This is a genomic window from Lysinibacillus sp. ACHW1.5 (genome assembly GCF_022014815.1).
In the GTDB taxonomy this organism is placed as follows: Bacteria; Bacillota; Bacilli; order Bacillales_A; family Planococcaceae; genus Lysinibacillus; species Lysinibacillus capsici.
Genome location: NZ_CP091777.1, coordinates 1662940 through 1689615, shown reverse-complemented (window position 1 = coordinate 1689615; position 26676 = coordinate 1662940). Strand labels below are relative to the sequence as shown.

At 38.6% G+C, this 26676-nt stretch carries 26 protein-coding genes; 10 read left to right on the top strand and 16 right to left on the bottom strand.

Annotated elements, in window-relative coordinates; all coding sequences use genetic code 11:
* Positions 1–67: 67 nt before the first annotated feature.
* The 3 genes from L6W14_RS07985 to L6W14_RS07975 are packed head-to-tail and all read left to right on the top strand — an operon-like array spanning position 68 to position 2943.
* Positions 68–784: a (Fe-S)-binding protein gene (locus L6W14_RS07985; RefSeq protein ID WP_237900252.1), complete on the top strand. Its 717-nt coding sequence runs from the start codon at positions 68–70 to the stop codon at positions 782–784.
* A gap of 15 nt (positions 785–799) precedes the next feature.
* Entirely contained in the window at positions 800–2227 is a 1428-nt protein-coding gene (locus L6W14_RS07980; RefSeq protein WP_237900249.1) for a LutB/LldF family L-lactate oxidation iron-sulfur protein, read from the top strand.
* Positions 2227–2943: a LutC/YkgG family protein gene (locus tag L6W14_RS07975; protein WP_237900247.1), complete on the top strand. Its 717-nt coding sequence runs from the start codon at positions 2227–2229 to the stop codon at positions 2941–2943. Before L6W14_RS07980 ends, L6W14_RS07975 begins: the two co-directional genes overlap by 1 nt.
* A gap of 744 nt (positions 2944–3687) precedes the next feature.
* Here the strand turns inward: L6W14_RS07975 and L6W14_RS07970 are convergent.
* Positions 3688–4983, bottom strand: coding sequence for an MFS transporter (locus L6W14_RS07970; protein ID WP_237900246.1), 1296 nt, complete (start codon positions 4981–4983; stop codon positions 3688–3690).
* A 121-nt stretch (positions 4984–5104) separates the two neighbouring features.
* Here L6W14_RS07970 and L6W14_RS07965 point away from each other — a divergent pair, with 121 nt between their 5' ends.
* Positions 5105–6358: a helix-turn-helix domain-containing protein gene (locus L6W14_RS07965; RefSeq protein ID WP_237900244.1), complete on the top strand. Its 1254-nt coding sequence runs from the start codon at positions 5105–5107 to the stop codon at positions 6356–6358.
* 40 nt (positions 6359–6398) lie between these two features.
* On the opposite strand, the gene L6W14_RS07960 is transcribed toward L6W14_RS07965, so the two are convergent.
* The 10 genes from L6W14_RS07960 to L6W14_RS07915 form a co-directional block, all read right to left on the bottom strand.
* Positions 6399–8303, bottom strand: a complete 1905-nt coding sequence (locus L6W14_RS07960) for an endonuclease MutS2 (RefSeq protein WP_237900242.1) — start codon at positions 8301–8303, stop codon at positions 6399–6401.
* Positions 8304–8912: 609 nt separating this feature from the next.
* Positions 8913–9821, bottom strand: coding sequence for an EamA family transporter RarD (rarD, locus tag L6W14_RS07955; RefSeq protein ID WP_237900240.1), 909 nt, complete (start codon positions 9819–9821; stop codon positions 8913–8915).
* A gap of 134 nt (positions 9822–9955) precedes the next feature.
* The gene (locus L6W14_RS07950) at positions 9956–10492 is read right to left on the bottom strand and encodes a hypothetical protein (protein ID WP_048390186.1); all 537 of its coding nucleotides are present in this window, start codon (positions 10490–10492) and stop codon (positions 9956–9958) included.
* Positions 10493–10715: 223 nt separating this feature from the next.
* Entirely contained in the window at positions 10716–11885 is a 1170-nt protein-coding gene (locus L6W14_RS07945; protein ID WP_048390185.1) for a toxic anion resistance protein, read from the bottom strand.
* Positions 11886–11952: 67 nt separating this feature from the next.
* Complete coding sequence (locus L6W14_RS07940; protein WP_237900238.1) at positions 11953–12210, bottom strand: hypothetical protein; 258 nt, start codon at positions 12208–12210, stop codon at positions 11953–11955.
* A gap of 139 nt (positions 12211–12349) precedes the next feature.
* Positions 12350–13594, bottom strand: coding sequence for an ABC transporter permease (locus L6W14_RS07935; RefSeq protein ID WP_237900235.1), 1245 nt, complete (start codon positions 13592–13594; stop codon positions 12350–12352).
* Positions 13578–14483, bottom strand: a complete 906-nt coding sequence (locus L6W14_RS07930; RefSeq protein WP_048390175.1) for an ABC transporter ATP-binding protein — start codon at positions 14481–14483, stop codon at positions 13578–13580. The genes L6W14_RS07935 and L6W14_RS07930 overlap by 17 nt, the downstream gene beginning before the upstream one ends.
* A 13-nt stretch (positions 14484–14496) precedes the next feature.
* Positions 14497–15027, bottom strand: coding sequence for a DUF2812 domain-containing protein (locus L6W14_RS07925; RefSeq protein ID WP_237900234.1), 531 nt, complete (start codon positions 15025–15027; stop codon positions 14497–14499).
* A 77-nt stretch (positions 15028–15104) separates the two neighbouring features.
* Positions 15105–15641 carry a DUF2812 domain-containing protein gene (locus L6W14_RS07920; RefSeq protein ID WP_237900232.1) on the bottom strand — a complete coding sequence of 179 codons (537 nt, stop codon included), beginning with the start codon at positions 15639–15641 and terminating at the stop codon, positions 15105–15107.
* A 1-nt stretch (position 15642) separates the two neighbouring features.
* Complete coding sequence (locus L6W14_RS07915; protein WP_237900230.1) at positions 15643–15957, bottom strand: PadR family transcriptional regulator; 315 nt, start codon at positions 15955–15957, stop codon at positions 15643–15645.
* Positions 15958–16110: 153 nt separating this feature from the next.
* Between L6W14_RS07915 and L6W14_RS07910 the strand changes: the two genes are divergently transcribed.
* Positions 16111–16698, top strand: a complete 588-nt coding sequence (locus L6W14_RS07910; protein WP_036076372.1) for a TetR/AcrR family transcriptional regulator — start codon at positions 16111–16113, stop codon at positions 16696–16698.
* A gap of 58 nt (positions 16699–16756) precedes the next feature.
* Positions 16757–17929 carry a YhgE/Pip domain-containing protein gene (locus L6W14_RS07905; RefSeq protein ID WP_237900228.1) on the top strand — a complete coding sequence of 391 codons (1173 nt, stop codon included), beginning with the start codon at positions 16757–16759 and terminating at the stop codon, positions 17927–17929.
* A gap of 219 nt (positions 17930–18148) precedes the next feature.
* Here L6W14_RS07905 and L6W14_RS07900 read toward each other — a convergent pair whose 3' ends face one another.
* Complete coding sequence (locus L6W14_RS07900) at positions 18149–18730, bottom strand: TetR/AcrR family transcriptional regulator (RefSeq protein WP_131519799.1); 582 nt, start codon at positions 18728–18730, stop codon at positions 18149–18151.
* Between the two features lie 155 nt (positions 18731–18885).
* Here L6W14_RS07900 and L6W14_RS07895 point away from each other — a divergent pair, with 155 nt between their 5' ends.
* Entirely contained in the window at positions 18886–19644 is a 759-nt protein-coding gene (locus L6W14_RS07895) for an SDR family oxidoreductase (RefSeq protein WP_131519798.1), read from the top strand.
* Between the two features lie 48 nt (positions 19645–19692).
* On the opposite strand, the gene brnQ is transcribed toward L6W14_RS07895, so the two are convergent.
* Positions 19693–21033, bottom strand: a complete 1341-nt coding sequence (gene brnQ / locus L6W14_RS07890; protein WP_131519797.1) for a branched-chain amino acid transport system II carrier protein — start codon at positions 21031–21033, stop codon at positions 19693–19695.
* A 166-nt stretch (positions 21034–21199) separates the two neighbouring features.
* Entirely contained in the window at positions 21200–21952 is a 753-nt protein-coding gene (locus L6W14_RS07885; protein WP_131519796.1) for an alpha/beta hydrolase, read from the bottom strand.
* Positions 21953–22237: 285 nt separating this feature from the next.
* On the opposite strand from L6W14_RS07885, the gene L6W14_RS07880 reads away from it, so the two are divergent.
* A complete protein-coding gene (locus L6W14_RS07880; protein WP_016994379.1) occupies positions 22238–23119 on the top strand; it encodes a LysR family transcriptional regulator in 882 nt (293 codons plus the stop codon).
* A gap of 43 nt (positions 23120–23162) precedes the next feature.
* Here the strand turns inward: L6W14_RS07880 and L6W14_RS07875 are convergent, their stop codons facing one another.
* Positions 23163–23951, bottom strand: a complete 789-nt coding sequence (locus tag L6W14_RS07875; RefSeq protein ID WP_048390151.1) for a DUF1835 domain-containing protein — start codon at positions 23949–23951, stop codon at positions 23163–23165.
* Positions 23952–23963: 12 nt separating this feature from the next.
* On the bottom strand, positions 23964–24587 hold the full coding sequence (locus L6W14_RS07870; protein WP_048390149.1) for a LysE family translocator: 624 nt from the start codon (positions 24585–24587) through the stop codon (positions 23964–23966).
* 216 nt (positions 24588–24803) lie between these two features.
* On the opposite strand from L6W14_RS07870, the gene L6W14_RS07865 reads away from it, so the two are divergent.
* Positions 24804–25187 (top strand): hypothetical protein, encoded by a 384-nt coding sequence (locus L6W14_RS07865; protein ID WP_004229554.1) that lies wholly within the window; start codon positions 24804–24806, stop codon positions 25185–25187.
* A 390-nt stretch (positions 25188–25577) separates the two neighbouring features.
* Positions 25578–26672 (top strand): glutamate 5-kinase, encoded by a 1095-nt coding sequence (proB, locus tag L6W14_RS07860; RefSeq protein ID WP_131519795.1) that lies wholly within the window; start codon positions 25578–25580, stop codon positions 26670–26672.
* Positions 26673–26676 lie beyond the last annotated feature (4 nt).

Sequence of the window (26676 nt, the reverse complement as noted above, 5' to 3'; positions counted from 1 at the left end):
TTGTTGTAAGATTAAATTATTGACAAGTCATCTGATGACCAGTTGTTTACAAAAGGAGCGATGAAATATGAAAGTCACACTATTCGCCACTTGCTTAGTGGATATGTTTCAAGGGGATGTGGGAAAAGCAGTTGTTGAAGTATTAGAAAGACTTGGCTGTGACATCGACTTTCCAGAGGATCAAATTTGCTGTGGACAGCCTGCTTACAATAGCGGCTATGTCGAAGAATCGAAAAATGCGATAAAAAAAATGATCACAGCCTTTGAGCAAGCTGAATATGTAGTCTCTCCCTCTGGTTCCTGCGCTTATATGTTGAAGGAATATCCAGAAGTTTTTAAAGGAGACCCCATATGGGAGCCAAAAGCGCAAGCATTAGCAGCTAAAACCTATGAATTCACAGAATTTATTGTCAACGTATTAAAGATAGAAGATGTTGGAGCGTATCTAAAAGGTAAAGCTACTTATCATACGTCATGCCATATGACAAGATTACTTGGTGTAACAGAGGCACCCTTCCGATTATTAAAGAACGTCAAGGGCTTGCATTATGTGGATCTCCCTGGTAAGGATCGATGCTGCGGATTTGGTGGTACATTTTCTGTTAAAATGGGCAATATTTCTGGAGAAATGGTCCATGAAAAAGTACTGAATGTGGAAGAAACAGGCGCTGACATTTTGATAGGAGCTGACGCAGGCTGCTTATTGAATATCGGTGGCCGCATTCAACGTCAGGGTAAGCCAATTAAAGTGATGCATATTGCAGAAGTGTTAAATTGCCGATAAAAGGGGGAAATAAACATGGCCATGAAAACAAGTGATGATCGGTTTCAACAACGTGTCACGAAAGAGCTAGATAATCAGTTTATGCGTCGTGCGGTTTCGAGTGCCCAAGAACGTTTTCAAACACGTCGCCTTCAACAAGCAGAAGAATTAGGACATTGGGAAGAATGGCGTTCTCATGGAGAGGAAATTCGTAAGCATGTTTTAGCAAATCTTGATTATTACCTTTATCAATTAAGTGAAAATGTTGCCAAACGAGGTGGGCATGTGTTCTTTGCGCAAACTTCACAGGAAGCAACCGACTATATTCAAAGCATTGCTAAAAAGAAAAATGCGGCAAAAATTGTGAAATCCAAATCAATGGTAACAGAAGAAATTAACTTAAATACAGCTTTAGAAGCGCTTGGTTGTGAAGTGATTGAGACAGACCTAGGTGAATATATTTTGCAGGTGGCAGATCACGAGCCCCCTTCGCATATTGTTGCGCCAGCCTTGCATAAAAATAAGGAGCAAATTCGAGATGTTTTTAAGGAAAAACAAGGCTACAGTCAAACAGAAAAACCAGAGGAACTTGCCCTTTATGTACGTGAAAAATTAAGACAGGAATATTTAACAGCCGATATTGGTATTACAGGCTGTAATTTTGCTATTGCTGAAAGTGGATCGATTACACTCGTTACGAATGAGGGCAATGCTGATTTAGTAACAGCGCTACCAAAAACACAAATCACAGTTATGGGAATGGAAAGAATAGTTCCTACATTTGAAGAAATGGAGGTCCTTGTTAGTTTATTAACAAGAAGTGCTGTCGGTCAAAAGCTAACGAGCTATATTACAACGTTAACAGGCGTAAAGGACGAAGAGGATACGGATGGACCAGAGGAATTTCATTTAGTTATTGTTGATAATGGACGCTCGGCTATTTTAGGTAGTGAATTCCAGCCTATTTTACAATGCATTCGCTGTGCTGCCTGTGTCAATGCTTGCCCTGTCTATCGTCATGTTGGTGGGCATACGTATGGCTCTATCTACTCTGGACCTGTAGGTGTTGTGCTTTCTCCACTTTTAGGAGGCTACGATGATTTTAAAGAACTGCCCTACGCTTCTACATTGTGCGGTGCTTGTACAGATGCATGCCCTGTTAAAATTCCATTACATCAGCTCATTCATCGCCATCGTCAGGTCATTGTTGAAAATGAGGGCAAGGCACCTATCTCTGAAAAGCTTTTAATGAAGGCATTTGGTCTAGGGGCTTCCTCCCCTACCCTATATAAAATGGCGACAAAAATGGCTGCACCTGCCATGTCTCCATTTACTAAAAACAAGACTATTTCTAAAGGGCCAGGCCCATTAAAAGCATGGACTGAGGCAAGGGATTTCCCTGCACCAAGTAAAGACAGCTTTAGAGACTGGATGAGACATCGTACAAAAGGAGGCGGGCAATAATGACTGGTATGATTCAGCGTCGAGAAACCTTTTTAGCAAATATTGCGAAGCAGCTCGGACGTTCGCCTAAGACAGAACTACCACGACCAACTTGGCAGTATCAGCCACAAGATCGTGTGCTCAAAGATGCGACAAAGGATGAATTGGTGGAAATATTAATCAAGCAGTGTGCCAACATCCATACCAATATTGTCATTTCTAATACTGCCACACTTCCAGAGGATTTACAGGACGTTGTTGACAAGTATGGAGGTCAGTCTGTTATTACATGGAAGGATAAACGGTTCCAGGACTACGGATTATCCGCACTTATGAACGAACAATGGCCACGAGCCAATATTCAGCTTTATGAATGGGATTCACAGCAACCTGAGGAAAATATCCGTCAAGCTGAAAAAGCAAATATCGGTGTGACAATTAGTGAAATGACGTTAGCAGAATCGGGAACTGCCGTGCTTTTTAGTAGCAAAGATAGAGGGAGGAGCATTAGCTTTTTACCCGAAAAATCAATCATTATCATTCCTAAAAGTACAATTGTGCCTCGTATGACACAGGCAGCTCGTTGGATTAGTGAAAAAATCCGTCAGGGTGAAAAAATTGCTTCCTGTATCAACTTTGTTACGGGACCAAGTAACTCAGCCGATATCGAAATGATTCTTATCGTTGGTGTCCATGGCCCTATTCAAGCAACCTATATTGTCATTGAGGATCAGTAAAAGAACAGGCATGCATTTCACTGCATGCCTGTTCATGTTGTTGAAAAAGATGATGTCAACAGCAGAAAAAGCAACTTTGCAAGGTGAGGGGTTGATTTCCGTTCCGCCAGCGTCCTTTCCAGGGGGCGTCCGATGAGCCGCTTCACTCACTTCCGTTCGCTCCAGGGTCTCCTCTGTGACGCTCAATCCCCTAGGAGTGACGCTGGCTCCACTCCAATCAACCATTCTGCAAAAGGGGCTTTTCCTTATCTTTCATACTAGCTAGCCGTAGTAATCAAATTAGCCTATTATTTGTATGATTAGAGAAAGGATAGACTCTTAATTTCATTGCGAAGAAGTAATGAGTGTCAAAAGCCCTCCATAATGGGTAGTGAAGACCTTCACTTTATTTGAAAACCTTTGCTAAAAAGTTAGTGGGTTGAAGTGGAAGGCTACTTGACTCCCGTGGGATAGCGAGACAGGCGAAACTCTAAACGGAGCGGTAGCGGAGGAAGCGATTCGGCGCTCGCCCACAGGAAAGCAAGTAGCCTGCAACGGAAATCCATTTCTACCTTTCAATTGACTGTTTTGTTTTTCAACACTAAGAACGAGGCTGGGACAAAAAGAAAAAATGTTAGACCAAGATATAATTAGTCTAACATTTTTTTGATTTAGGAAGGCATATTTAACTTCTTAAAGTGAAAAAGCTAATATCCATTTTTATTGTTTTTCAATATAATCGAGTTCTGTCCCAGCCTCGTTATTTTAAGTTGTTGTGTTCGCGACCCCTTCTGGTAGAGCTGCTTTTTCGTAATACTCTGGATGTGCCTCTTTTAAAATAGATGAGCGCAGCATCACAAGTGAAATGATAATAATAATGACACTCGTTACTGGTAAAATAATAGTTGCTGGTAATGTATCATATAACATGCCATAGACTACCATACCAATCGGCATCATAGACATCGCCATCGTTTCCATTAGCCCAAAAACACGCCCACGATACTCTTCCGCAATGATTTTTTGCATATACACCCCGATGGGCATATTAATCCCCATTTCGAAAATTGCGAAAATAAAGTAAATGATGAGATAGAAGATCACAATAGCTATATAGGAAAAATCAGTAACTAAAGGGATGACTGCTAAGCCAACACTTCCCGCCAATAGTAATAAGCTGATTTTCGAAAAGCGTAAAGGGACCTTTACTTCAGATCTTGTTGCGAAATAAAGGGATGCTAAGAGCATGCCTAATGCACCAGATGCTTCAATAAAGCCAAAGTGTGTGGATTCTACTTTTAGCAATTCAATAATGATGTACGTTCCTCCAACAGCGATGGCAGAAAAGAATAGGTTGATCCACAATGCTACCCACATAATGGTCTTAATGACGTTACGTTGCTTGATATAATGAAAACCACTTTTCAGCCCTTCCCACATCTTTTCTTTTTTCGTATCTTCCCCTCTTGTACTATAAAGGTTAAAATCCATTGTTGCCTCTAAACAAAAGGCAATCGCATAGGCCACCATATTCACCATTAAAAATACATCCATATTAAAAAATCCATACATCATACCACCAATGACTGGTCCTCCAATTGCAGCTACGGACATTGACATTTGGTTAAATGACATCGCACGTTGTAATCGCTCTGGATTGACAAGTGTGGCAATAGCAGATGAAAACGTTACACCAGAAAAGGCTGAGCAAATAGTATTAAAAACAGTAGCTATGTATATAGCATAAACAGACATTCCTACTGTTTCTGTATAAAGCAGTAATCCCCCTACTGTCAAAATGGTTCCTGCCTGTGCTATTAATATTGTGCGTTTTTTTGAAAAATTATCTGCGACATAGCCTGCTAAGGGTGCTACAAGTGCGCGTGGTAATACTGAACAAATCATATTGGTAGCGAAGCTCATTGCCGACCCAGTCATCGATAAAATATACAAGCTAATACCGAATGCCATGACGTTTGCACCCAACATGGCAATCATTTTACTCGCCGTGAACGTCCATAAGTGATAGGTCGCCTTTTTTAATTTTTCCGCTTCTTTCATCTATACCCCTCCATTATTTAACTAAATTAAAAAGTTTAATTAGGTTAAACAAAATATACCATAGCTCCCTCTTTTCACGCAAGCAAAAGTTTAATATAATTAAACAAAAGGAGGCGAGGCAGTGGACTCTTTAGGCACACGAATTCGCAAATTAAGGAAAGAACAAAAATTAACATTAGAGGCACTTGCCGGTGATCGTCTAACTAAAGGAATGTTAAGCCAAATAGAAAATGATAAGGCTAAACCTTCTATGGAAAGCCTTGACTATATTGCTGAACGTTTAGGTGTAAAAGCTAGTGCATTACTGGAAGAAGTAACCCCATCCTCCATACGCCAGTTATTGGAGCAGGTGGAAAGTTTATTTGCAGAAGTAAAACGTGGTGATGCTCATCATCATCAAGAAATTGTCGATTTAATTAAGCCGTCTGTGGAGGGCTTGCCTCAAAGTTATGAAGCTGGCCGTTTATTGTATATTTACGCAGATGCCCAGTATGAAGCTGGATTAACAACATGGGAAGTCCCGCTTCAGCAAGCCCGCACTATTTTTAAGGAAATTAATTTACTTAGCCATTGGTTCAAAACCTTTATCCTAGAGATGGCTATTTTAGCAGCAAAACGTCAATATACAGTGGCGTACGATTGTATCTTACAGGCAAAGGAAATTATCGAACAAGAAGACTATCAGCTCGATTCTCGTGATGCCTTATTAATGACTTATTATACAAGTATTTTCCAACTTGCAATTGGTGAGCATGAGGAAGGGAAAAAATTAATTCAAGAGACGATTGCCAATGCTCATAAAAACCAACTGTTCTATCAGATTGATAATATGTACAGAATTGGTGCCTATTGTGCCATGATTGATCGTGATTTTGAACAAACCAATCATATGTTTATGAAACTGGAGCAATATCAGGCATTTGCTGAACGTGTTGAGGTTGATGCTTTTATTTTTGTATTGAAGGCACATTATTATAATAATTACAGCAATAATTATGACCAGGCTCTGATCGAAATAGAACGTTTTTATCAGCTTAGACACGATGATTATTTAGACAAGCTAGATCCAAACTTTTACTATGCTGAAAAAGGAAAATCCTTATATTTACTTGGACAATATGAGGAGGCGAAGGCTGCATTCGAACAGTATAAACACAGACCGATCTATATTAATCATCCATATGATATTTTAAGCTTAAATGAATGCTTTTCCTATAAAGCCCTTTGCTTTGCACATTTTGGTGAGCTAACAACAGCCTATGAAATTGCAAAAATGGCCTATACAGATTCACTGGATTTAGTGGATTTGCCCTATAAACGAAAAATTGAGGAAGTCTATCGAACGATTAAGGCACAGATTGATTCCATAACTTAATTAGTAAAGGGATTGCACGAGGCTGTGCAATCCCTTGTTTTTATTGCTGACGATCACTCTTTATTTGTTTATGGATCTTGCGTAACGCTTTTTTCGACCCACGTTCGATATCGTGCTGAAGCTTCCGATCCTGATAGTCTACAAATAATGTCTCTAAATCATATCCTTCAGGGTATAACTCTGTTGCAGGTAATTCAAGGGCAAGCCGCTTAACATTCACCTCTAGTATTTGCCCCTGATAGAATACGCTGACATTATTGTACGGATTCATTTCTTCATATACCAATCCCACATCATCATAGTCCAATAATTTCACACGATCCCCTTTGGCAAATGTATAAGCTGCTGCCAAGCTTTTTTTCTCTTCTTTAGGCTTTCGAATTTTACTATCCTGAACGAGCGTCAGCTGATATTCTTTATTATTGATATAATCCTTTGCTCTTTGTAAAACCGCTTCGCGGACATTCATTTTTTTAGAAATCCATAAGGCATTGCTTTCTCCAGAGGTGCCGATGAGTAATTGGTACAAAGGCTCTAATGTTTCAGCATGGAAGCGCATTGCCGCATTCATAAAATCAGGATGCATGTCAGAAAATCGTTTAATTTCACCATAATGTGTAGTTGCCACAGTTATACAGCCCATTTGATAAAATTCTTCTAATAGCGCAATGGCTAGTGCAGCTCCTTCATTTGGCTCTGTTCCACTGCCAATTTCATCAAACAGTAAGAGTGTATGATTATTAGCAGCTCTCATAATATCGGAAAGATTTTTCATATGAGAAGAAAACGTACTAAGTGCATTCTCTATACTTTGATTATCGCCAATATCAACAAAGATATGATCAAATACAGCCATTTCCGTTCCTTCGTCCGCTACAATATGGAAGCCCGACATCGTAGCTAATGTTAAAAGGCCAATGGTTTTCAACACAACTGTTTTCCCACCAGCGTTTGGACCTGTAATCATTAAGCTACGGTAGTCTTTCGCGATGGAAAATTGAAGGGGTACCGCATTTCCTGGTAGTAATGGATGCTTACCATTGATTAGTTGAATATAACCGTAATCATTTATACGTGGCTCCCTACCACCAATTTGTCTACTGAACTTCGCTTTGGCAAAAACCATATCGTATTGACTAATCAACTCCATGTTAATGGTGATGGCATGAAGATGTTCCATCAATAGCCCTGATAAAGACGCTAAAATCTGGTATTCCTCCACGGCTTCCTCAGCCTTTAAGGTAGCTAATTCTACATTTAATTTAGCGACAACACTTGGCTCCATAAAAACGGTTGCCCCTTTTGAGGAAATTTCAACGACCGTACCCTGTACATGATTTTTATAGGTCGCCTTAATTGGAATCGTATAGCGATCATCCTTTTGACTAATAAAAAATTCCTGAATATACGGTTTATTGGCACTGTTATTTATAAATTTCGTTAAACGTTCTTTAATTTTTTCCTCTGTCGTTTCCATATGATGTCGGATGCGTTTTAATTCACGACTAGCGGCCGAATCTACACGATTGGCTTTGATCGCAAAATTAATTTCCTCCTCCACGCTTTTAAATTCAGCCATAGAATGAGCGTAAGAGGAAAGAACAGGCGCAAAAAATGCCTTATCTAACATAAATTTTTTGATGTTGCGGCAGCCTCGTAAAAAATCAGAGATACTCACTAGCTCACTGGGATCTAGAAGCATTCCCTTTTCAAGCTTTGTCATAATATGCTCAATATTCGATACCCCTAAAAACGGAACATGCCCCTCTGCATCCAATATTGCACGAGCTTCTGTTGTTTCATTCAACCGATTTTTTACCACTGTTAAGTTTGAGCTTGGCATTAATTTATCTAAAAGCTGTTTTCCTAACCCGCTGACACAATAGGATTTAACGATGTCCTTTAATTCATGATATTGTAATTTTTCAAGTGTAGTATTATTCATTTCTTTTTGCTCCTCATTGTAATGTTTTATCATACATGAAGATACCTACCCAATAATAGATAGCAATGATGGTTTAAACAAAATAAAAAAGCTGTGAGGAATCCCCACAGCTCTATCTTTAAAAGGCGCGTTTTCCTGGCATCACAAATAAAACTTCAGCTAATTGAAGTTTCTATCCTATCTGCCACGCTTAATAAAGTATTGTAGGTATCTACATAGGTTGTTGAAATAGATCCATGACAAAATAAGGGGTGTTTATAACATGTATCCCCTGCTGTCGTCATCGCCACTATTTCATTCAATTTTTACCTAGTTAGAACCTACCGCACTCACAAAAAGCACCTCTCATTAATTGATCATTGTTATCTAATTATTGTCATTTTACTATATGCTAACAGGAAAGTAAAGGTACCTACCTTGTCGAATCTATCAAAAAGACTCTATTGTTAGCCTCACCCTACTCAGTCTACTATTCTTTAAGATACGATTAAACAAATAGCAGAAAATCTAGTAGCTCAATCCGATAAGGAAATAAAAAAGTTTTGTCCATTACAAAGCGAAGTGATTAAAGTTACATAAAAAAGACCTGTAGAAACATCTACAAGTCTTTTACGAAACTGATTTATGATGGGCTTTTCTTGTTTCTATAATTTTCGAACCCGAAAATAAAAGTAAAGCTGCCCAAATAATGCTGAATGCAAGGAGCTCAACCTGACTAAATGGCTCTTTGTATAGCACGATGCCTAAAATTAAGACAATCGTTGGCGATACGTATTGGATAAATCCTAGTAAATATAAAGGAATATTTTGTGCCCCCTTCGCAAATAAAATAAGCGGGACGGCTGTTACTAAACCACTAAAGATCATCAAAATATCTGTTTTAACATCAACATGTAAAAACGAGGCTTGATGTGTAGTAAAAAGATAGACATAATAGCCTAATGCAAAGGGTAAAATCAATAACGTTTCAATGACTAGGCCTCTTGTAGCATCCAGTGTAATTTTCTTTTTCAGCACACCATAAATAGCGAAAGATAGCGCAATCAATAAAGCTACCCAAGGTACTGAGCCGTAATTGATCGTTAAAATAATCACCGCAATAAAAGCAATTCCTGTTGCTACCCATTGTGCACGACTCAGCGATTCTTTAAAGAAAATCACCCCGAAAATTACAGACAATAGCGGATTAATATAATAACCTAAGCTCGTTTCAATGAGATGATTATGCGTCACTGCCCAAATATATAAATACCAGTTCATTGAAATGACAAAGGATGCACCCGCAAGCTGCCAGAAATGCTTTTGATGTGACCATAAATATTTTAAATCTGCTACGAGATCCTGACGCATTCGAAATACGAGCACTGCCAGCACCGTAAAGACAAAGGACCAAATGACACGGGATAATAAAATCTCCATACTTGGTACATGCTCAAGTAATTTCCAATATAGAGGGAATGCTCCCCAAAAGGCATAGGCAAAAAAGGCTGCCAAAACTCCTTTTTTCTCATTTGACATGCTATTAACGCTCCTACTCTTACTGAAATCGGTTAACGATTTCCTATAATCTTAAACTAGTTAAAGAATAGACTCATTATAGGACTTTGAGTAGCTGCTGTAAATGCCAAATTTCTAGTTCCTTTTAAAAGCTGTTAACCTTTTTGTTCCGACTCTAGCTCAGAAATATACTTGCGTACAGTACTATAGCTAATCTCTGGATTGATTTGGCGCTTGATGCGAATATGGATTTCTTTAATTCCAACCCCTTGCTCACGCATATCTCGAATCATCGACTTCAAGGGCCCCGTCAATGACTCTCGTGACATCGCTGTATATTTACTTAGTTCAATGAGAAGATCTGTATTTTGTTGACGGAGCACCTTCATCTCCTCCACCACGCAATTGTATTCAGTTACCTTTTTCTGCAAGACGGTGTTTTGCTGCTTTAATTTTTGTAAATCTTCTGTTAGCTGTGCATTTTGTTTTTTTAGCATTTTTCGTTCCCGTTCTAAACCATTTTGCTTGTTATCTAAATCTTTATACATAGCATTATATAACTCCTCCATATGCAAAAGCTCTAGATAGCGACTTTGCGGTACAATCATTAAGCTATCTGTCGTGTATAGAGCAAGTGTTCCATCTTTAAAAGGCTCATACGACAATGTAGAGGGATTGATTTTATTTGCCATTTATTTTTTCACTCCTCCACCAATAATTACATGTAATCGAATACCTTTGTGTAGCATCTTTCCGCTTCCTTTTCTATTTGATAACCATTCTCATTTAACATTATCATAATCACTATTTTGCTTTTTGTCAAAGATCATTTCCCTTGTGTGGAAGGAGCCTCTATCTGCCTACCCTTTCCATAAAAAAAGCCTCTTGCAACAATAGCTGCAAGAAGCTTTAGCCTTACATTTTTTTCAGTTTCTCATACTCCAATTGCAAACGCTCAATACGTTTACGACCTTCTTCACGGTTTCTTGCTGTTTCTGCTTGAATTTGCTTTGTTTCTTGAATACCAGCCATAATTGTTTGCCATGTTGTTTCAATGGTTTCGATTTTAATGCTTGGGCTACCAGCTTGACGAGCGATATTCACACTGTTCTTACTAATATTTTCTGCATTACGCACAAGCATTTCATTCGTACGGCGATCTAGTTCCACCATAGAATCAGAAATTAACTTTTGACGCTTCAATGTCACTGCGTGAATAAGCCCCTGCTTAAAGATCGGAATCGTTGTGACAAAGGCAGAATTAATCTTGGCAATTAGATGATTGTTCCCTTGCTGCATTAAGCGAATTTGTGGTGCTGATTGGAATGATACTTGTTGTGCCATTTCTAAATCATAGCGACGTTGCTCTAATAATTCCACAGCGCGAAGCATTGTTTCATATTCCATAGCTGCCAATTGATCACCACTTTGAGCCTTTTGTTCAAGTGCTGGTAAAGACGCACGAACCTCTTCTGTTTTCACTTCAATAGCTGCAACAAATTTACTTAATGATTGGAAGTAGTTTAAGTTTTGATCATACAAATTTTCAAGGTCAATGGTATTACGCTTCATTTCCCCTTCATATTTTTGGATTTCACGGTAAATGACATCCACTTCTTTATTCATGCTGTCATACTTAGATAAGAACCTTTCCAATTGCTCTTTTCCTTTGTTAAAGAGCTTGGAGATGAAACCGCCCTTTTTCTCTTCCGCAAAATCCTGTGGATCAAATTTATCCATAATTTTATTCAGGTTATTTAAAAGCACACTCGATTCTTCCAGCTTACTAGCTTTCATCGTTGCGAGCATTTTATCAGAAAAGGTTGAAATGCCACTTGCCGTTTCTTTACCGAGCTCTAGCATGGCAATTTGATCTTTGACATCAATTTTTTGTGCAAGTGTATGAACCTCTGGATCCTGCTTTAACATTAGCTGGTTTTGAGCGATTTGTGATAGTTCCTGCTCAGATACAAGTACTGGCTTTTGCTCAGCCGTTTGCTGTAAAAGTGGATTTGGCTGTAATAAAGGATTTTCTGAAGCGAATGGGTCCTTGGATTTTAAAAGATCATTGTTGAATTCAGACATATGTTTTACCCCCTGCAATTTATCTCTACTAATTACTTACGATTACCATGTAAAAAAGTTTCATTTTCTATAGGATGAAAAAATACGAATCTGCTATACAATAGCCATTCTGATGTACCTTATATTGCAAACTATATTGATTAGGGTGAGCATTATTAACAAAAATTTCCACTTCAGTGCAATAGTGAAGAATTTCTGCTATTTCTTTACTAGTAGGACACAGCTGTTGAAGCTTTTGAAAGAGCTGCGCTTTTTCTTCGATTGTTGCTAAACGCTGATTTGATGATCGGTCAAGAATTGCCTCCACCTCTGATTTAGCTAACATCATCCCATCCCCTTTTATAAATTATAGCTTCTTTCTAGCCAAAATTCGACTGATTCCGTAAATTCCTTTACATTGTTTGCTAACAATGGCACCATGACACCAAAAAAGCAGCTACATTATCCATGTAGCTGCCATTATGTTATGTTGTTACCTTTAATACCGTTTTAATTTTTTGAATGACGCCGCCAGAGCTATATGTCAATACACTACGTTTATAGAACGATAAACTGAATAGGTATACGACAACAATCGTTACGACTAAAATTCCTAAAGAAAGTAATGGTACAATGCCACCGATATCTGTAGCGCCAATACGCATTGGCATGATCATGCCAGAAGTTAGTGGGATATAAGAGAATATTTTAATGATAATTGTATCTGGATTCCCCATGCCTGTCAGCATAACATAAAAGCCAATAATCGTAATAATCATCGCAGGCATTAATACTTGACCCGCCTCTTCTACTTTCGATACTAAAGAGCCAAATAATGCACCGATAATAAGATAAAGGATAACTGTTAACAGTAGGAATACGATCGCATAGATGACATAGCCAACGGACAATTCCTTGACAATACTAGCAGCTGCATCCCAAACCATCCCACCTTTGATAAACTTCGCATAGATAAGGAACACGATCGCAATAATGCCCATCTGTGTTAAAGCGAGCAATAAAACGCCAGCGATTTTTGCTTTAAAATGTGTCGCTGGTTTGACACTAACTAAAAGCATTTCCATTGCGCGTGAGCCTTTTTCAGAGGCTATTTCAGTCGTAATCATCGAGAGGAATGTAGAAATGAAGAAATAGATTAAAATTCCAACCGCATAGGAAACTACTAGCCCTGATTGCTTTTCTTCTTCACTTTTCCCACCTGTTGATGCCTCATTTAAGTTTTTCGTTGAAATTGTTGTTTGAGCTGCCATAATTTGTGCTGCTTGCTCAGGTGAAAGCGATAATTGTTGTACGGCATAGTGTTGTCCTGCATATTGTAATAAGGATGATAATGTAGATTGATCGTTTAATTTCAGTGGTGTGAACGTAGCAATTTCCGCATGTAATTGACCATTTTGGTCGTTAATCGTCACAATCGCATCCAGCTTGCCGTCCTTTACTCTTTTTTCAAGGGTCGATACATCTTGCTCATCCTGAATAAAATTCATATCTCCATTCGAGACAAAAATACCACTTAGATCAGCAGAGGTTTTATTAATAATCGCGATTTGCTGTGCTTCATCATCACCTGTGAATAATTCCTTAATTTCTGACCAGAAGACAGCCACTGACATGACAATTACATATAAACAAGTCATTAAGATAAAGGATTTTGATTTAATTTTAGCTTTATATAATTGCTTCATTAATAAACTAAACTTCGACAACATGGCCACCTACCTTATCTTTAAAGATTTCATCTAACGATAAATAATCTAAGCTGAATTTTTCAATATACTTCCCATTGGATAGCTGCTCAAAGATACCTTGAGCAAAGCTTTCGTCCACTAATGTAAGCACGGTTTGCTCCTTCTCTACACGCACATCCTTGACACCCTCAAGTGCCAATAATTGTGTTGTTGACCAATCCGTACGGACAGCAAGCTTTGTTTTACCATATTGTTTCTTTAAATCTAGTAAGCTTCCAGAAAATAAAGAAACACCTCGTTTTAATAAACACAAATGATCACAAAGCTCCTCGACATTGTCCATTTGGTGACTGGAGAACAAAATCGTCGTGCCTTGCTCTTTCAATAGTAAAATAGCATCCTTTAGTAAATCTTTATTGACAGGATCTAGCCCACTGAACGGCTCATCTAAAATTAAAAACGCAGGTTTATGGATAAAGCTTGCAATGAGCTGTACCTTTTGCTGATTTCCCTTTGACAGTGTTTCTGCCTTATCCTTGCGTTTTTCCTCCAGTTCAAAACGTTGAATCCAAAAATCTATTTCCTTTTTCAGCTCTGCTCGTTTCATGCCACGTAGCTCACCAAAAAAGTAAAGCTGCTCCTCTACCTTCATTGTTGGGAAAATACCACGCTCCTCTGGTAAATAACCAAGGACATCTCGGTTAATGGCATTAACTGGCTGCCCATCCCAAGTAATCGTCCCCGCTGTCGTCTCCTGTAAATCTAAAATCATTCGGAATGTCGTTGTTTTTCCTGCACCATTTTGACCAATTAGACCGAAAATTTCCCCTTTTTCAATGGTAAAATTTAAATCATCTACAGCTGTAAAATCCTTGTACTTCTTTGTGACATGCTGTAACTGTAATGTCATGTTGTCTTCCTCCTTATCCTTCAAATATATGTAAGTCTTGTTTCAAGCCCTTTTTACGATTTTCATTTTTAACTATAGGAATGAATAGCAGTAAGGCGACAATCAAATTCATGCACCCCACACTTGTATTCATAGATCCTACAACGAATTCCCGTAAACCAAGGGATAGATTATAAATACCAATGATTAAATTTAACAGTAGCACGAATATAAAAATGTGATTCATGGATTTAATATAGTTTATTTTCGAGGAAGCATCTGAAAATATCTCAAAAGGGCCCTCCGATTTTGGTTTTCGATAATAGGCCCACCCACCAAACTTAGACACACACTCGATATTCATTTCGTCTAGAAACTCAAAATAATCCTTTGACTTTCTATTGACAAATTCATTTCGATAAATATATTGACCAGGTGTCCCTTTTTCAAAAACAAAGTAGCCTACCACTGTCTTTTTAAGATTCCACCCCCGATCTGCCATGTCATTGACCCAACGTTCTTCCTTTTCATAATCAATAAAAAAACGATACACTCTTTTTTTCATTTTGCATCACCCCTACTATAAAATCATGCTTCCTTTTTCATTATTTTCTGATTTCCCGGAAAATAATAGACGCTTCGTTAATCCGAAAATACATTTAATTCTCTCTTTAATCGATTACGTATACGCATAAGCTTATAAAATGGGAGGGCAAATAATACAACAACCACAAGATTCAGCGTATTTAACGCGAAACCAACCCAGTCTGTTGTTTGCTCCGAAAAATCGCCAATTAAACCGATCAGTCCAATGAACAAATTAAGTAGAATAAGAGAAAGTAAGAGCATCACCTTTTTTGACAGGTTACCAATTTTCGTTTTTTTATCTGTATACAGCTCAAATGGACCTTCCTGTGCTGCTTTTCTAAAAAATACAAAATTACCAGAGCGGTCAACTTGCTCAATGCCAGAGGATTTGAGAAATTCGAGATAGTCCTCTTCATAGTGCGTACCGAATCGCTCTAATTCATCATGGCGATAAATATAGCTATTTGGTTCTCCACGCTCAAACGTAAAACGAATCCATGTAAATTTTTTTAAGTGCCAGCCCTGACTAGCCATGTCATTGACCCACTTCTCTATTGCATAGGGATTAATCATCAATCGATATTTATGCATATTATTCAACTCCTCTCGTTATACGGATACCATTGTCAAAAAGTTCCCTTAATCTTAAAATTTCATATTCCACCACTGTTTTTCCAGTTTCGGTAATCATATATTCTTTCTTTCTGCCATCTCCATCAAGTGCCTCTATCCATCCTCGTTCCAACAACGTTTTAATCGCACCATATATGGTTCCTGCCCCTAAGCGCACTCTTCCATTGCTCATTTCTTCCACCAATTGCATAATGCCATAGCCATGCCTCGCCTCAAATAATGCTAATAAAATATAATAAACGCCCTCTGTTAATGGCGGATGCTCCTGTGTCATACAAATCCTCCTTTATATCGTCCATCAATATATCGTCAGTCGATACATTTAAAATATATCAGCAGTCGATATAATTGTCAACGCTCATTCAGAGTGTTGCAGATCCTCGTACACTATGCTAGGATGTAAGTAATTACTTGCATGGAAGGAAGTATGTTCTTGACAACGAAAGGAACTGCGCAACGAATTATCGAAGCTGCTCTACAATTGATTAGTGAAAAAGGCTATACAGCTGCAACGACCAAAACCATTGCAGAATTAGCAGGTGTCAATGAGGTCACTCTTTTCCGTCACTTTGGTAACAAACGTGGTTTATTAAAGGCCATTATTGAGCAATTTTCTTATTATCCGCTTCTACAGCAGGAGATCAATCAAAATGTAACGTGGGAATTAGAAAAGGATTTGTTAAATTTCTCACTGAAGCATTTTCATTTTTTAATGTCGATTAAAGATTTTGTCATGATCGGCTTTAAGGAATCCATTCAATTTCCTGAAATTAGTGAGGAAATCGCCAATATCCCTCTCCTCATCAAAAAGGAGCTCATTCACTATTTTCAAGAGATGCATCAACAGGGGAAAATAAGGGAAGTTGATTTTGAAGCAGCAGCGCTATCGCTTATCGCTTTGAATTTTGGTCATTTTATGTCACGTGCTCGACTTGGAACTATCGTATCTGACTTACCAACGGAAGAACTTTTACAAACTAGTGTTGCTATTTTTTCTAGGGGACTCGTTTCCTAGAAAAAATTTTTCTAATCAATGCAAGTAAGTACTTACTTAATTTTAGGGGGAATAAAAAATGACAGGTTTACAAGCACTATTGCGAGTTCGTGAAACCTATATCGGCATTGTTGCAACCATTGCCTTTCAATTAATCTTCTTTACAATTTGGATGACTGCCTATGATGGTGTCAATGAAAGAGCAGAACAGTTAAGCATTGGTATTGTTGTGGAAGATTCTGTAATGGGTCAACAGGTAGCACAGAACATCAAAGGCTCCATCCCCTTTGGAATGGAGGACTATTCTTCGATGAAGGAAGCTGAGCGCGCATTAAACGAACGACAAATTAATATGATTATGCAAATTCCATCCGATTTTACCAATCAAATTCAGGCAGGGAAAGAGGCTGAAATTATTTATGCGATTAATCAAGCCAATGCAAGTGTAGCGAAAAATATGATGGAGGGTGTAGCAAAGCAATTAACAGAAGAAATCAATCAAGCCCTGTATCCAATGCAACAAAATCAAGCGGTTGCAGTCTTTGCTCAACAATTTGCTCAGCTTCCCTTCGAGCAACACACTGCCCAACAAATTACCACTTCTGTCAAAACGACAGTAATGAATGTCAAAGACCATCCCGTCGATGGTACGATTGTAAAAACCAATGATGTAAAGGGATTTGCTGCAAACTTTGTCCCACTTATGGTCATCATCTCCTCGTTTGTGGGAGCGATGGTTATGATTATGCAACACCAACAAGCAGCACAGCTCGTTCAAGACAGCCTATCAAAATGGCAATTGTTTCTCGCAAGACAGCTACTCAATGTGGGCGTAGCCTTTACATTGCCATTCATAACAATTGGCTTGATGCACCTTTTTAATATCGATAGTCAAGAAAGCCTGCTGTCGATTTATCTCTTCCAATCTGTAATGTATCTTGCTTTCCTCAGCTTGGCCCAAGTATTTGTGATTGCCTTTGGAAATATGGGGATGATATTTAATATTTGTGCTCTCTCACTCCAATTAGTAACATCAGGTGTACTTGTTCCAAAAACCATGCTATCTGAAGGATACAAACAGGTCGCTGCCATGCTACCTGCCTCGTATGGAGCAGATGGCTACTACACAATCATCTTTGGTGGTAGTTCTGATAATCTCCTGCAAAACAGTAGCTCATTGGCCATCATCATCTTCGTGACACTAGCCATTGCTACGTTGATCGTCACATTTAAGCCAGCTCCAGTCCGATGATTTAATAGAAAAGAGAAGGTCTACAAGTTGATGTAGACCTTCTCTTTGAGTGGTTATCCGCTACTTTTTCTCTTCTATCCTTCAAATTGAGCGTTCTATCCGCTACTTTTCCTCTTCTATCCTTCAATTTTGGCGTCCTATCCACTGCTTCTTACTCTCTCCTTCAAATTGAGCGTTCTATCCGCCACTTTTTCTCTTCTATCCTTCAATTCAAGCGTTCTATCCCCCACTCCTCACATTCTTTAAAATAGCTGCTAGCTGTTGATTTAACATGGTCACGCTATCGCTGAAATCGCCACGATACCATTGGATGATGAGCCCGATGATGGCGTTTGCTTGATAGGCACTATAATAGTCGATCGAGATATGATCCCCCATTTGATGTATGTGCTGTGTGGTAATATCACGTTTTAGTAGGGAATAAATGCCATCAAAAAGCATGTAATAGTAGGTCAGCGGGACATTTTTAGAAAAGACGATACGGTAAAACATTTTAAAGCGTTCAATATGATGAAAAATACGGATGGTATTGGGATCTAATTGATTTGTGTCCAATGTCGTGACGGCACGATAGGGTTCTTCATAGGATTGATATAAATCCTCCATTATCTCCTGAAAGTATTCTTCAAAGAGCCCCTCTTTTTGCTCGTAGTGTAAATAGAAGGTTCCTCTATTGACCTTTGCTTCTCTACAAATTTCAGCAATGGAGATTTGCTCCAATGGTTTTTGGCTAAGCAAGGTCAATAAAGCATCGTGGAGAGCTTGCTTCGTTTTAATAATCCGTAAATCCGTAGTACGCAATTTTTTCAGCTCCTTAATAAACAGATTGTCCAAATGTGTTGATTACTCAACACATCCCGTTTTTTTGCATATTGAAATCGCTTTCATCTTTATTATATGATTTTAATGAACAGATGTTCAATAAATAAAGAAATTACGATGAGGAGGTCTTTGAGATGAGATTAGAAGGTAAAGTAGCCATTGTGACAGGTGCAGCTTCAGGTATGGGGAAAGCCATTGCAGAAGGATATGCAAAAGAAGGCGCTAAGGTTGCCGTTTCAGACTTAAATTTAGAGGGTGCCCAAGCGGTTGTGGAAGGTATTCAAGCGGCTGGAGGAACAGCATTTGCCATTCAGACCAATGTCGCATCAACAGAAGACTTACAACGTTTATTTGATGAAACAAAAACGAACTATGGTCAATTAGATATATTAGTCAACAATGCAGGTATTATGGATGGTATGGAGCCAGTTGGAGAAATTTCTGATGAACGATGGGAAAAAGTATTTGCTGTGAACACAACAGCTGTTATGCGCTCTATGCGTATGGCTACAGAAATTTTCCTTGCGCAAGGACATGGTGTCTTTGTCAATAATATTTCTGCTGGTGGCTTATATGGGGCACGGGCTGGGGCTGCTTATACAGCTTCAAAACATGCGGTAGTTGGTTTAACAAAAAATACAGCCTTTATGTATGCTGATAAAAATATTCGCTGTAATGGTATTGCGCCAGGAGCAGTGATGACCAATATCGCCTCTTCCATGACAAACATGAGCCAAACGGGTGCTACACGACAAGCACTAGGACTATCCATCAATCCGCGGGCTGGTCAGCCAGAAGAAATCGCTCAATTAGCGATCTTCCTAGGCTCAGATGAGGCTAGCTTTGTGAATGGACAAGTTATTGCGGTTGATGGTGGCTGGACAGCTTACTAATCCATAAGGAAACACGCACAGAGACATTTTCTGTGCGTGTTTCTTTCATTATATAACTTTTCGAGACGGAATCATGCTTCCAATTACTGCCCCTATTAACGCTGGCAGTATCCATCCTAAGCCAATATCATAAAAAGGTAGCATCGCAGAATAGTATTTCTCTACTGCATCCAATATACCTAACTTCGCATCTGGCACACTTTCTACCAGCGCTTTATAGCCGTCAATCAGGCTAATGAAAAATGTAAAAATCATCGCTATGGCATACACTGTTTGCTTATTCTTAAAGAAGGATGAGCTTAGAGCGAGCAAGATTAGGACGATTGCTAATGGATATAAGAACATTAAAACTGGAATAGCATATTTGATAATATTGTTTAAACCAAAATTCGCAATCGTAAAGGATACAGCACACAACAGAAACACAAACCATTTGTAACTAATTTTTGGAAATACCTCATGGAAAAACTCACTACAAGATGTAATTAAGCCGATACTTGTTTTTAAGCAAGCGAGCACGATGATGACCGCCAATAAAATAGCTCCAAATGAGCCGAAATAATGATCGGCCACTGCCGCAAAGATTAAACCACCATTATCAAAAGTCCCGACAGCATTAATACTGGAAGCGCCCATATATGTTATGAGACCATAAATCAGCGTCATTAAAGCCATCGCAAAAATACCTGATGTCCATGTAGCCTTGGCAATTTCCTTACGATCTGTAATCCCTGCACTTTTAATTGCATTAATGACAACAATCCCGAAGGCTAGTGAGGCAAGGGCGTCCATCGTATTATAGCCTTCTTTAAAGCCTGTCATAAAGGCAGCATCCATATATGCACCGATTGGCTGCTGGAAATGGCCCATTGGCTTCGTAATGCTTGTAATAATTAAAATAAATAAAACAACTAAAAATGCAGGCGTTAAATATTTACCGATATAATCCATTATTTTCGCTGGATTTAAAGAAAAATAGTAGACAATAGCAAAAAATATAAAGCTAAATACAGCTAGTAGCAGTGTTGCATGCTGTGCTTGAATATATGGCTCAAACCCTACTACAAATGGTACAGTTGCTGTACGTGGGATGGCAAAGAATGGTCCGATTGTTAAGTACAGTGCCAATGAAAAAATAATACCAAATATAGGATGAACACGATTGGCTAGATCACGTAAACCATTACTACCTGATAAGCCAATTGCCAAAATTCCGAGGAATGGTAAGCCGATAGCAGTCACTAAAAATCCGATTAATCCAAACCAAAAATTAGTCCCTGCAAATTGACCCATTTGAATAGGAAAAATTAGGTTCCCTGCTCCAAAATACAGTCCAAATAACATGGTACCAATGACTGCGTAAGTTGAAAAAGGTATTTTTTGTTGCATAATTGATGTGCTCCTTAGAAGTTTTAGACTATAGCAAATTATTTTAATCGAATGATTTTTCACTACAATTTCATCATGTTATCAAGCATTTATTATAATTACAATAGTTTTTTCGTTTATCCAGTGAGATTCAACAAAAAAAGAGCTGTCTACTGACAGCCCCTTCTTAGTTTGCAACTGACCATTCAATATGATCTAAAAATTTATAAACATCTTCATACACTTTATCGCGTTCTTTATCCAATGTAATAATGTGGCCAGAGTTTTCATACCAAATGATTTCTTTGTCGTCTGTTTCCACAGTATTTAAAATAAAAGGTGCGCTTTCTTGATAGAGGTCATCATCTAGTGAGCCTTGTAACACAAGAGTTGGTGCTTTGATCGTTGATAATTCTTCACGCGTTTCTGTTGTTAAACGTGTTACGCCGTCCAATGAATCCTTCGGTGAAATACGTAATTCATGTAATTCTGAAATAATTTGATCTTTTGATTTATTTTCAAAGTGTTTATATAAACGAGCATAGTGGTACAAACGTGTAAATAAGCCTTTTGAATTATCACGTGTAATCGGTGCACACATCGCTACACATGCTTTCACTGGGAATGTCTCTGCTACCTTTAATGAAAAGACACCTCCAAGTGAAATCCCAACAACAGCGATTTCTTCATAGCCTTTCTTTTGTAGGAAGTTATAACCTTCTACTACATCGTTCCACCAATCTTCTGGTTTTGTTTCTAATAATGCTTCTGGTTCTACGCCATGCCCACTATAAATTGGTGCATGCACAGTGTAACCTCGTTGAGATAAAAATTCTCCTAGCTTTTTCACATCTTTTGTGCTACCTGTGAATCCATGCAGTAATAGTACGGCTTTATTGCCTCCCTCGATTGTTAGAGGTTGTGGCTTTGTTAACTTCATTTTATGATATCCCCTTCACGGAAATTAATAATTGTGTATTTTATGTGTCTATCTTAACACCCTTTATTCATAATGTACAATTTATAGTTTTTATCAAATCAATGTGTATTGTGCATGAATGATGTCAACTTAACGGCTGTACTATCACACTTTCTGCTACTTAACTTTTCCATTCTGCTAAATAATTGCAACGTCCTTTTAAAAAATTTTTGCTACCTATACTTCCCGTCTGTTTCCCGTTATAATGCAGATAACTTAAAAATCACAAGAAAAGAGGTGAAAAAAATGGAGTGGCAACAATTAGAATATTTTGTAACCGTTGCAAAGTTAGAGCATATGACACGGGCTGCCGAAGCATTAGCGATTTCACAGCCAGCACTTAGTCGTTCAATTTCAAAGCTGGAGGAAGAATTAGGTGTACCGCTTTTCGACAGACAAGGGCGCTCGATTATGCTAAACCGATATGGAGAGCTATTTTTATATCGTGTCCAGCGCATGCGTAAAGAATATGAAAAGGCTGTTTTAGAGTTACAGGAGCTTAATAATCCCGAACTCGGAGATGTATCACTCGGTTTTTTACATACACTTGGAACGAGTATTGTACCCGACTTGATTCGTGCCTTCCGTCAAAAACATCCCCATATCCGTTTTCATTTCACACAAAACTACTCCCATTCACAGTTAAAACAATTACTGGCAGGTGAGTTAGACCTGTGCCTACTAGCTGCGATCGATACAGAGCCACCAGTTTGTTGGAAGGAGTTATGGCGAGATGAGCTCTTTATAATGGTCCCAATTGACCATCCATTAGCCCATCGTAAAAGCATCAAAATGAAAGAATTGGAGCATGAAAGTTTTGTCTTAATGAAAAAAGGCTATGCATTACGCCGCTCAGCTGATCGCTTATTAAATGCTGCGGGCATTAAGCCTAAAATTTCTTATGAAGGTGATGAAGTATCGACAATCGCTGGGTTTGTTGGTGCGGGGCTTGGCGTTTCCTTACTACCCGATGATGAGGATTTAAACCCGAAAAAAATTGTTAAAATCCATGTTGAGGATATGGTATGTGAACGAATTATCGGCATGGCTTGGATAGAAAATCGTTATTTACCGCCATCTGCACGTCAGTTTAAACAATTTGTCTTTGATTTTTATGACAATAAATAATATAAAAAAGATCAAGGCTTTGGCAGCCCTGATCTTTTTTATGCTACAGTAATTTAACCTGATAGGAAAAAATATCCGTTGTATCGCCTTTCATTGCAAATACTCCCTGTTCGACGAGCGTCAGTAAGCGATACTCTACAAAATCATTTCCTACATAATGGACAAATGTTTCAAATGTCTGTGCCAAAATATGCGTAGGCATTAGCCACTCTTCATTTTGCTGTAAATGCAAATTTTTTGCACTGGCGATAATGTATGCATCCATTGCATCTTCCTCTACATGCAATAGTTCACTTTTCCATAACCGTAATGTACTTGGCTGTTCTTTGATGTTTTCCCATTCCTTAGCGAGTTGCTGACATTCTTGCACAGAGAATCGTTTTGCACTAGGGCGAAGCTTCATTAGCATTTCCGAGGAAAGCTCGCCTGTATGGCGAATGTCTAAATTGGGGTGAATACTCTTCAGATTCTCCGTTGCATCAATACCATACACCATACTGCATTTATGAATTAACTCACTCATCACATAGCGCAGTCCTATCTGTTCATGTGTGTTGTGACTATACCAAATCCACACATCCACATCACAAGGTAAATTAGCGATTTTTTTCCTCCAGTTTTCATACATCTCATCATACAATTGCTGGTCATCATCATCTAAAATATGCGTGGCTAACCAAGTTTTACGTTCTTCAAAGTTTTGAAGAGGTCCAATCGAGAGATCATCATGGACACTTAGAACTGATTCATTTCGCTGCAAACGATGTTGACGAATTGCAAGTTTCATAGAACCCTGCGTTGCTAAGCTAAAGGTAATATGTAAAATAGCCATGTCCATTCCTCCCTACTGTTTGCTGATGGCAATCTGTATCCCGATAAATGTGAATAGAATACCTTGAACTGTATTTAGTCGTTTAGCAATCGCAGGTTTACCAATAATGACTTGTCTAACTTTCCCTGCAAATATACTAAACAATGAAAATAATACAAGCGCTTGTATTAAAAATACAATACCCAAAATAAGCATTTGAAACGCCACATGTCCTTGCGATGGATTAACAAACTGTGGTAACAGCGCTAGGAAAAATAACGATACTTTAGGATTTAAAATATTCATTAATATTCCTTTTTTATATAATTTAATATAGGCTTGCGTATTTTGCTGTTGCAACGTAAAAGGGTCTCCTTTAGCACGAAATGATTGCCAAGCTAGATATAATAAATACGCTGCTCCTGCAAATTTGACGATGGTAAAAATAATGGTCGATTGATAAATTATCGCAGAAATACCAAGTACTGCTGCACTAATATGAACAAGTAGCCCTGTACACAATCCAAGAGATGTGGCAATACCCGCTTTTTTATCTTGTGTAATACTTTGGGCAAGCACAAATAAATTATCGGGCCCTGGCATAATGGTTAAAATCATCGCAGCCCCTAAAAACGCAAATAACGTTGAGATGTCCAAAACTTTCCCTTCCTTCAACTTCTTTTAAAAAACTATATACATTATACTACATGACGTTGTTCTCACTAGATGTAAGTTTATGACTTTATCCAAAAATTTTTTTCAAATTTCGGTTTCACAATTTATGCTCGCTCAAGCGATACTTTTCTTCCCTAATCCATTATAATAGTAGAAACTCATGATAAACCAGATAACTTCCATAAGAGGTGATTGATAATGGCAGTAAGTGATATTGTCACGCAATATGAGGATGAGCATGGACAGGTTTACTATAAAATGAAATCCCATGACATTGAGGTAAAGGCCACACAAAACGCAGGCTTAGCACCTGTCATCACGTATTGGATGGCTGACAAAGAGATTACAGATTCCATTCGAAATTTACGCTTCAGTCCACGTGCCCCATCTAGCTATATACAAGATTACGAAGAATTTCAAGCAATGCTTTATGCGAAAGAGCAACGGGCCATTAACCAGCTGTATGAACAAATGAGCATTAAACCCAAAAATATGTCTTCAGGGAAACAAGTCATTTGGAGTTTCTTTGTCATTGTGCTGGCTATGCTTCCCCTTTTCATTGCGATTTGGTGGTTTAAATAATTGAATAAGCGACCTCTTTAGCGTTTTAGCGCATCCCTTTCTTAATTTATCAAAACTTTCAAGTAATTTATCCATTCAGCTTGACAGACTTATAGAAGTAGTGCATCCTTTAGTCAATAGATGAGAAAACGAACGAAGACCAGTAGTTAGCCACTGCTTGAAAAGAGAGCGATGCCCATCGGCTGGAAGGCATTGTACAAGAAAGACTAATGAAACCTACTTCGTGAAACGTCCTAGCCAAACTAGGCGCAGTCTCGAGCGTTATGAGAAAAGTGGAATGTCGCATGATATTCAATGTAGGTGGTACCACGGAAGGCAAGTCTTTTCGTCCTAATTTTTAGGATGAAAAGGCTTTTTTTATCTTGATTCAGCAATGATGGAGGTCGTGAGATGGAGAGAAAAAGAATTGTTGTTAAGATTGGTAGTAGCTCTTTAACGAATGCGAAGGGTGAAATCGATAAAGTTCGCTTAATGGACCATGTACAGGCAATCGCCGAGTTGAAGAAATTGGGACATGAAGTGTTACTTGTCTCTTCAGGTGCTGTAGCGGCGGGTTTTAAACAACTTGGCTACCCTGCTCGCCCTGTGACAGTGAAAGGAAAGCAGGCAGCTGCTGCTGTAGGACAGAGCCTACTTATTCAAACGTACAGTGCCTTATTTAGTATTTACGATATCATGCCTGCACAGATATTATTGACACGAACAGATTTTTCTAAAAAAGAATGCTATAAAAATGCCTATGCGACTTTCGAGGAATTGTTAGAGCGATCCATGCTACCGATTATTAATGAAAACGATACAGTGTCAATTAGTGAATTAACCTTTGGAGATAACGACATGCTTTCAGCACTCGTCAGTGGACTTGTCCATGCAGATCAGCTCATCATTTTAACAGATATCAATGGCCTTTATAATGCCAATCCCAATAAAAACCCTCAGGCAGAGCGCATTGATCGACTAGCTGCTATTACAGACGATTTGCTACGCTTTGCGGATGGAACAGGATCAAAGGTTGGCACAGGTGGCATGACCTCTAAGCTGCTGGCAGCACGAACAGCGCTACGTGCAGGTGTGAAGGTATTTATCGGTACAGGTCATGGTGCACAGAAGCTCGTCGATATTTTAGCAGGACATGGTGATGGCACTTATGTGGAGCATGATGAGCTCGCAGTGTTAACAAATCATAAACAGTGGATTGCACTCACGGAAATTTCTGGTAAAATTTTTATAGACAGTGGTGCAGAACAGGCCTTAATGAATAATGGTAAGAGTCTATTGCCTGCTGGCGTCTATCGTGTAGAAGGTGAGTTTGTCAATGGTGATGTTGTAGAAGTCTATAGTGAGAAGGACTTACTAGGACGTGGCGAAGTACTGTACTCTTCCCAAGAGCTTCTCTCTGCCATGGGAAAACGGACTGATACATTGCTGAAAAGCCCTATTGAGGTAATTCATCGAGACAAATGGCTGAAAATTCAAACGAATTAAGGAG

Excerpts from the sequence above, each read along its gene's own strand:
- L6W14_RS07895 (WP_131519798.1), top strand. The coding sequence starts at position 18,886 with ATGAGATTAGAAGGTAAAGTAGCCATTGTGACAGGTGCAGCTTCAGGT.
- L6W14_RS07910 (WP_036076372.1), top strand. The coding sequence starts at position 16,111 with ATGTTCTTGACAACGAAAGGAACTGCGCAACGAATTATCGAAGCTGCT.
- L6W14_RS07885 (WP_131519796.1), bottom strand. The coding sequence starts at position 21,952 with ATGAAGTTAACAAAGCCACAACCTCTAACAATCGAGGGAGGCAATAAA.
- rarD (WP_237900240.1), bottom strand. The coding sequence starts at position 9,821 with ATGTCAAATGAGAAAAAAGGAGTTTTGGCAGCCTTTTTTGCCTATGCC.
- L6W14_RS07865 (WP_004229554.1), top strand. The coding sequence starts at position 24,804 with ATGGCAGTAAGTGATATTGTCACGCAATATGAGGATGAGCATGGACAG.
- brnQ (WP_131519797.1), bottom strand. The coding sequence starts at position 21,033 with ATGCAACAAAAAATACCTTTTTCAACTTACGCAGTCATTGGTACCATG.
- L6W14_RS07985 (WP_237900252.1), top strand. The coding sequence starts at position 68 with ATGAAAGTCACACTATTCGCCACTTGCTTAGTGGATATGTTTCAAGGG.
- L6W14_RS07950 (WP_048390186.1), bottom strand. The coding sequence starts at position 10,492 with ATGGCAAATAAAATCAATCCCTCTACATTGTCGTATGAGCCTTTTAAA.
- L6W14_RS07915 (WP_237900230.1), bottom strand. The coding sequence starts at position 15,957 with ATGACACAGGAGCATCCGCCATTAACAGAGGGCGTTTATTATATTTTA.
- L6W14_RS07880 (WP_016994379.1), top strand. The coding sequence starts at position 22,238 with ATGGAGTGGCAACAATTAGAATATTTTGTAACCGTTGCAAAGTTAGAG.
- L6W14_RS07905 (WP_237900228.1), top strand. The coding sequence starts at position 16,757 with ATGACAGGTTTACAAGCACTATTGCGAGTTCGTGAAACCTATATCGGC.
- L6W14_RS07960 (WP_237900242.1), bottom strand. The coding sequence starts at position 8,303 with ATGAATAATACTACACTTGAAAAATTACAATATCATGAATTAAAGGAC.
- L6W14_RS07925 (WP_237900234.1), bottom strand. The coding sequence starts at position 15,027 with ATGAAAAAAAGAGTGTATCGTTTTTTTATTGATTATGAAAAGGAAGAA.
- proB (WP_131519795.1), top strand. The coding sequence starts at position 25,578 with ATGGAGAGAAAAAGAATTGTTGTTAAGATTGGTAGTAGCTCTTTAACG.
- L6W14_RS07875 (WP_048390151.1), bottom strand. The coding sequence starts at position 23,951 with ATGGCTATTTTACATATTACCTTTAGCTTAGCAACGCAGGGTTCTATG.
- L6W14_RS07930 (WP_048390175.1), bottom strand. The coding sequence starts at position 14,483 with ATGACATTACAGTTACAGCATGTCACAAAGAAGTACAAGGATTTTACA.
- L6W14_RS07935 (WP_237900235.1), bottom strand. The coding sequence starts at position 13,594 with ATGTTGTCGAAGTTTAGTTTATTAATGAAGCAATTATATAAAGCTAAA.
- L6W14_RS07945 (WP_048390185.1), bottom strand. The coding sequence starts at position 11,885 with ATGTCTGAATTCAACAATGATCTTTTAAAATCCAAGGACCCATTCGCT.
- L6W14_RS07920 (WP_237900232.1), bottom strand. The coding sequence starts at position 15,641 with ATGCATAAATATCGATTGATGATTAATCCCTATGCAATAGAGAAGTGG.
- L6W14_RS07975 (WP_237900247.1), top strand. The coding sequence starts at position 2,227 with ATGACTGGTATGATTCAGCGTCGAGAAACCTTTTTAGCAAATATTGCG.
- L6W14_RS07970 (WP_237900246.1), bottom strand. The coding sequence starts at position 4,983 with ATGAAAGAAGCGGAAAAATTAAAAAAGGCGACCTATCACTTATGGACG.
- L6W14_RS07940 (WP_237900238.1), bottom strand. The coding sequence starts at position 12,210 with ATGTTAGCTAAATCAGAGGTGGAGGCAATTCTTGACCGATCATCAAAT.
- L6W14_RS07980 (WP_237900249.1), top strand. The coding sequence starts at position 800 with ATGGCCATGAAAACAAGTGATGATCGGTTTCAACAACGTGTCACGAAA.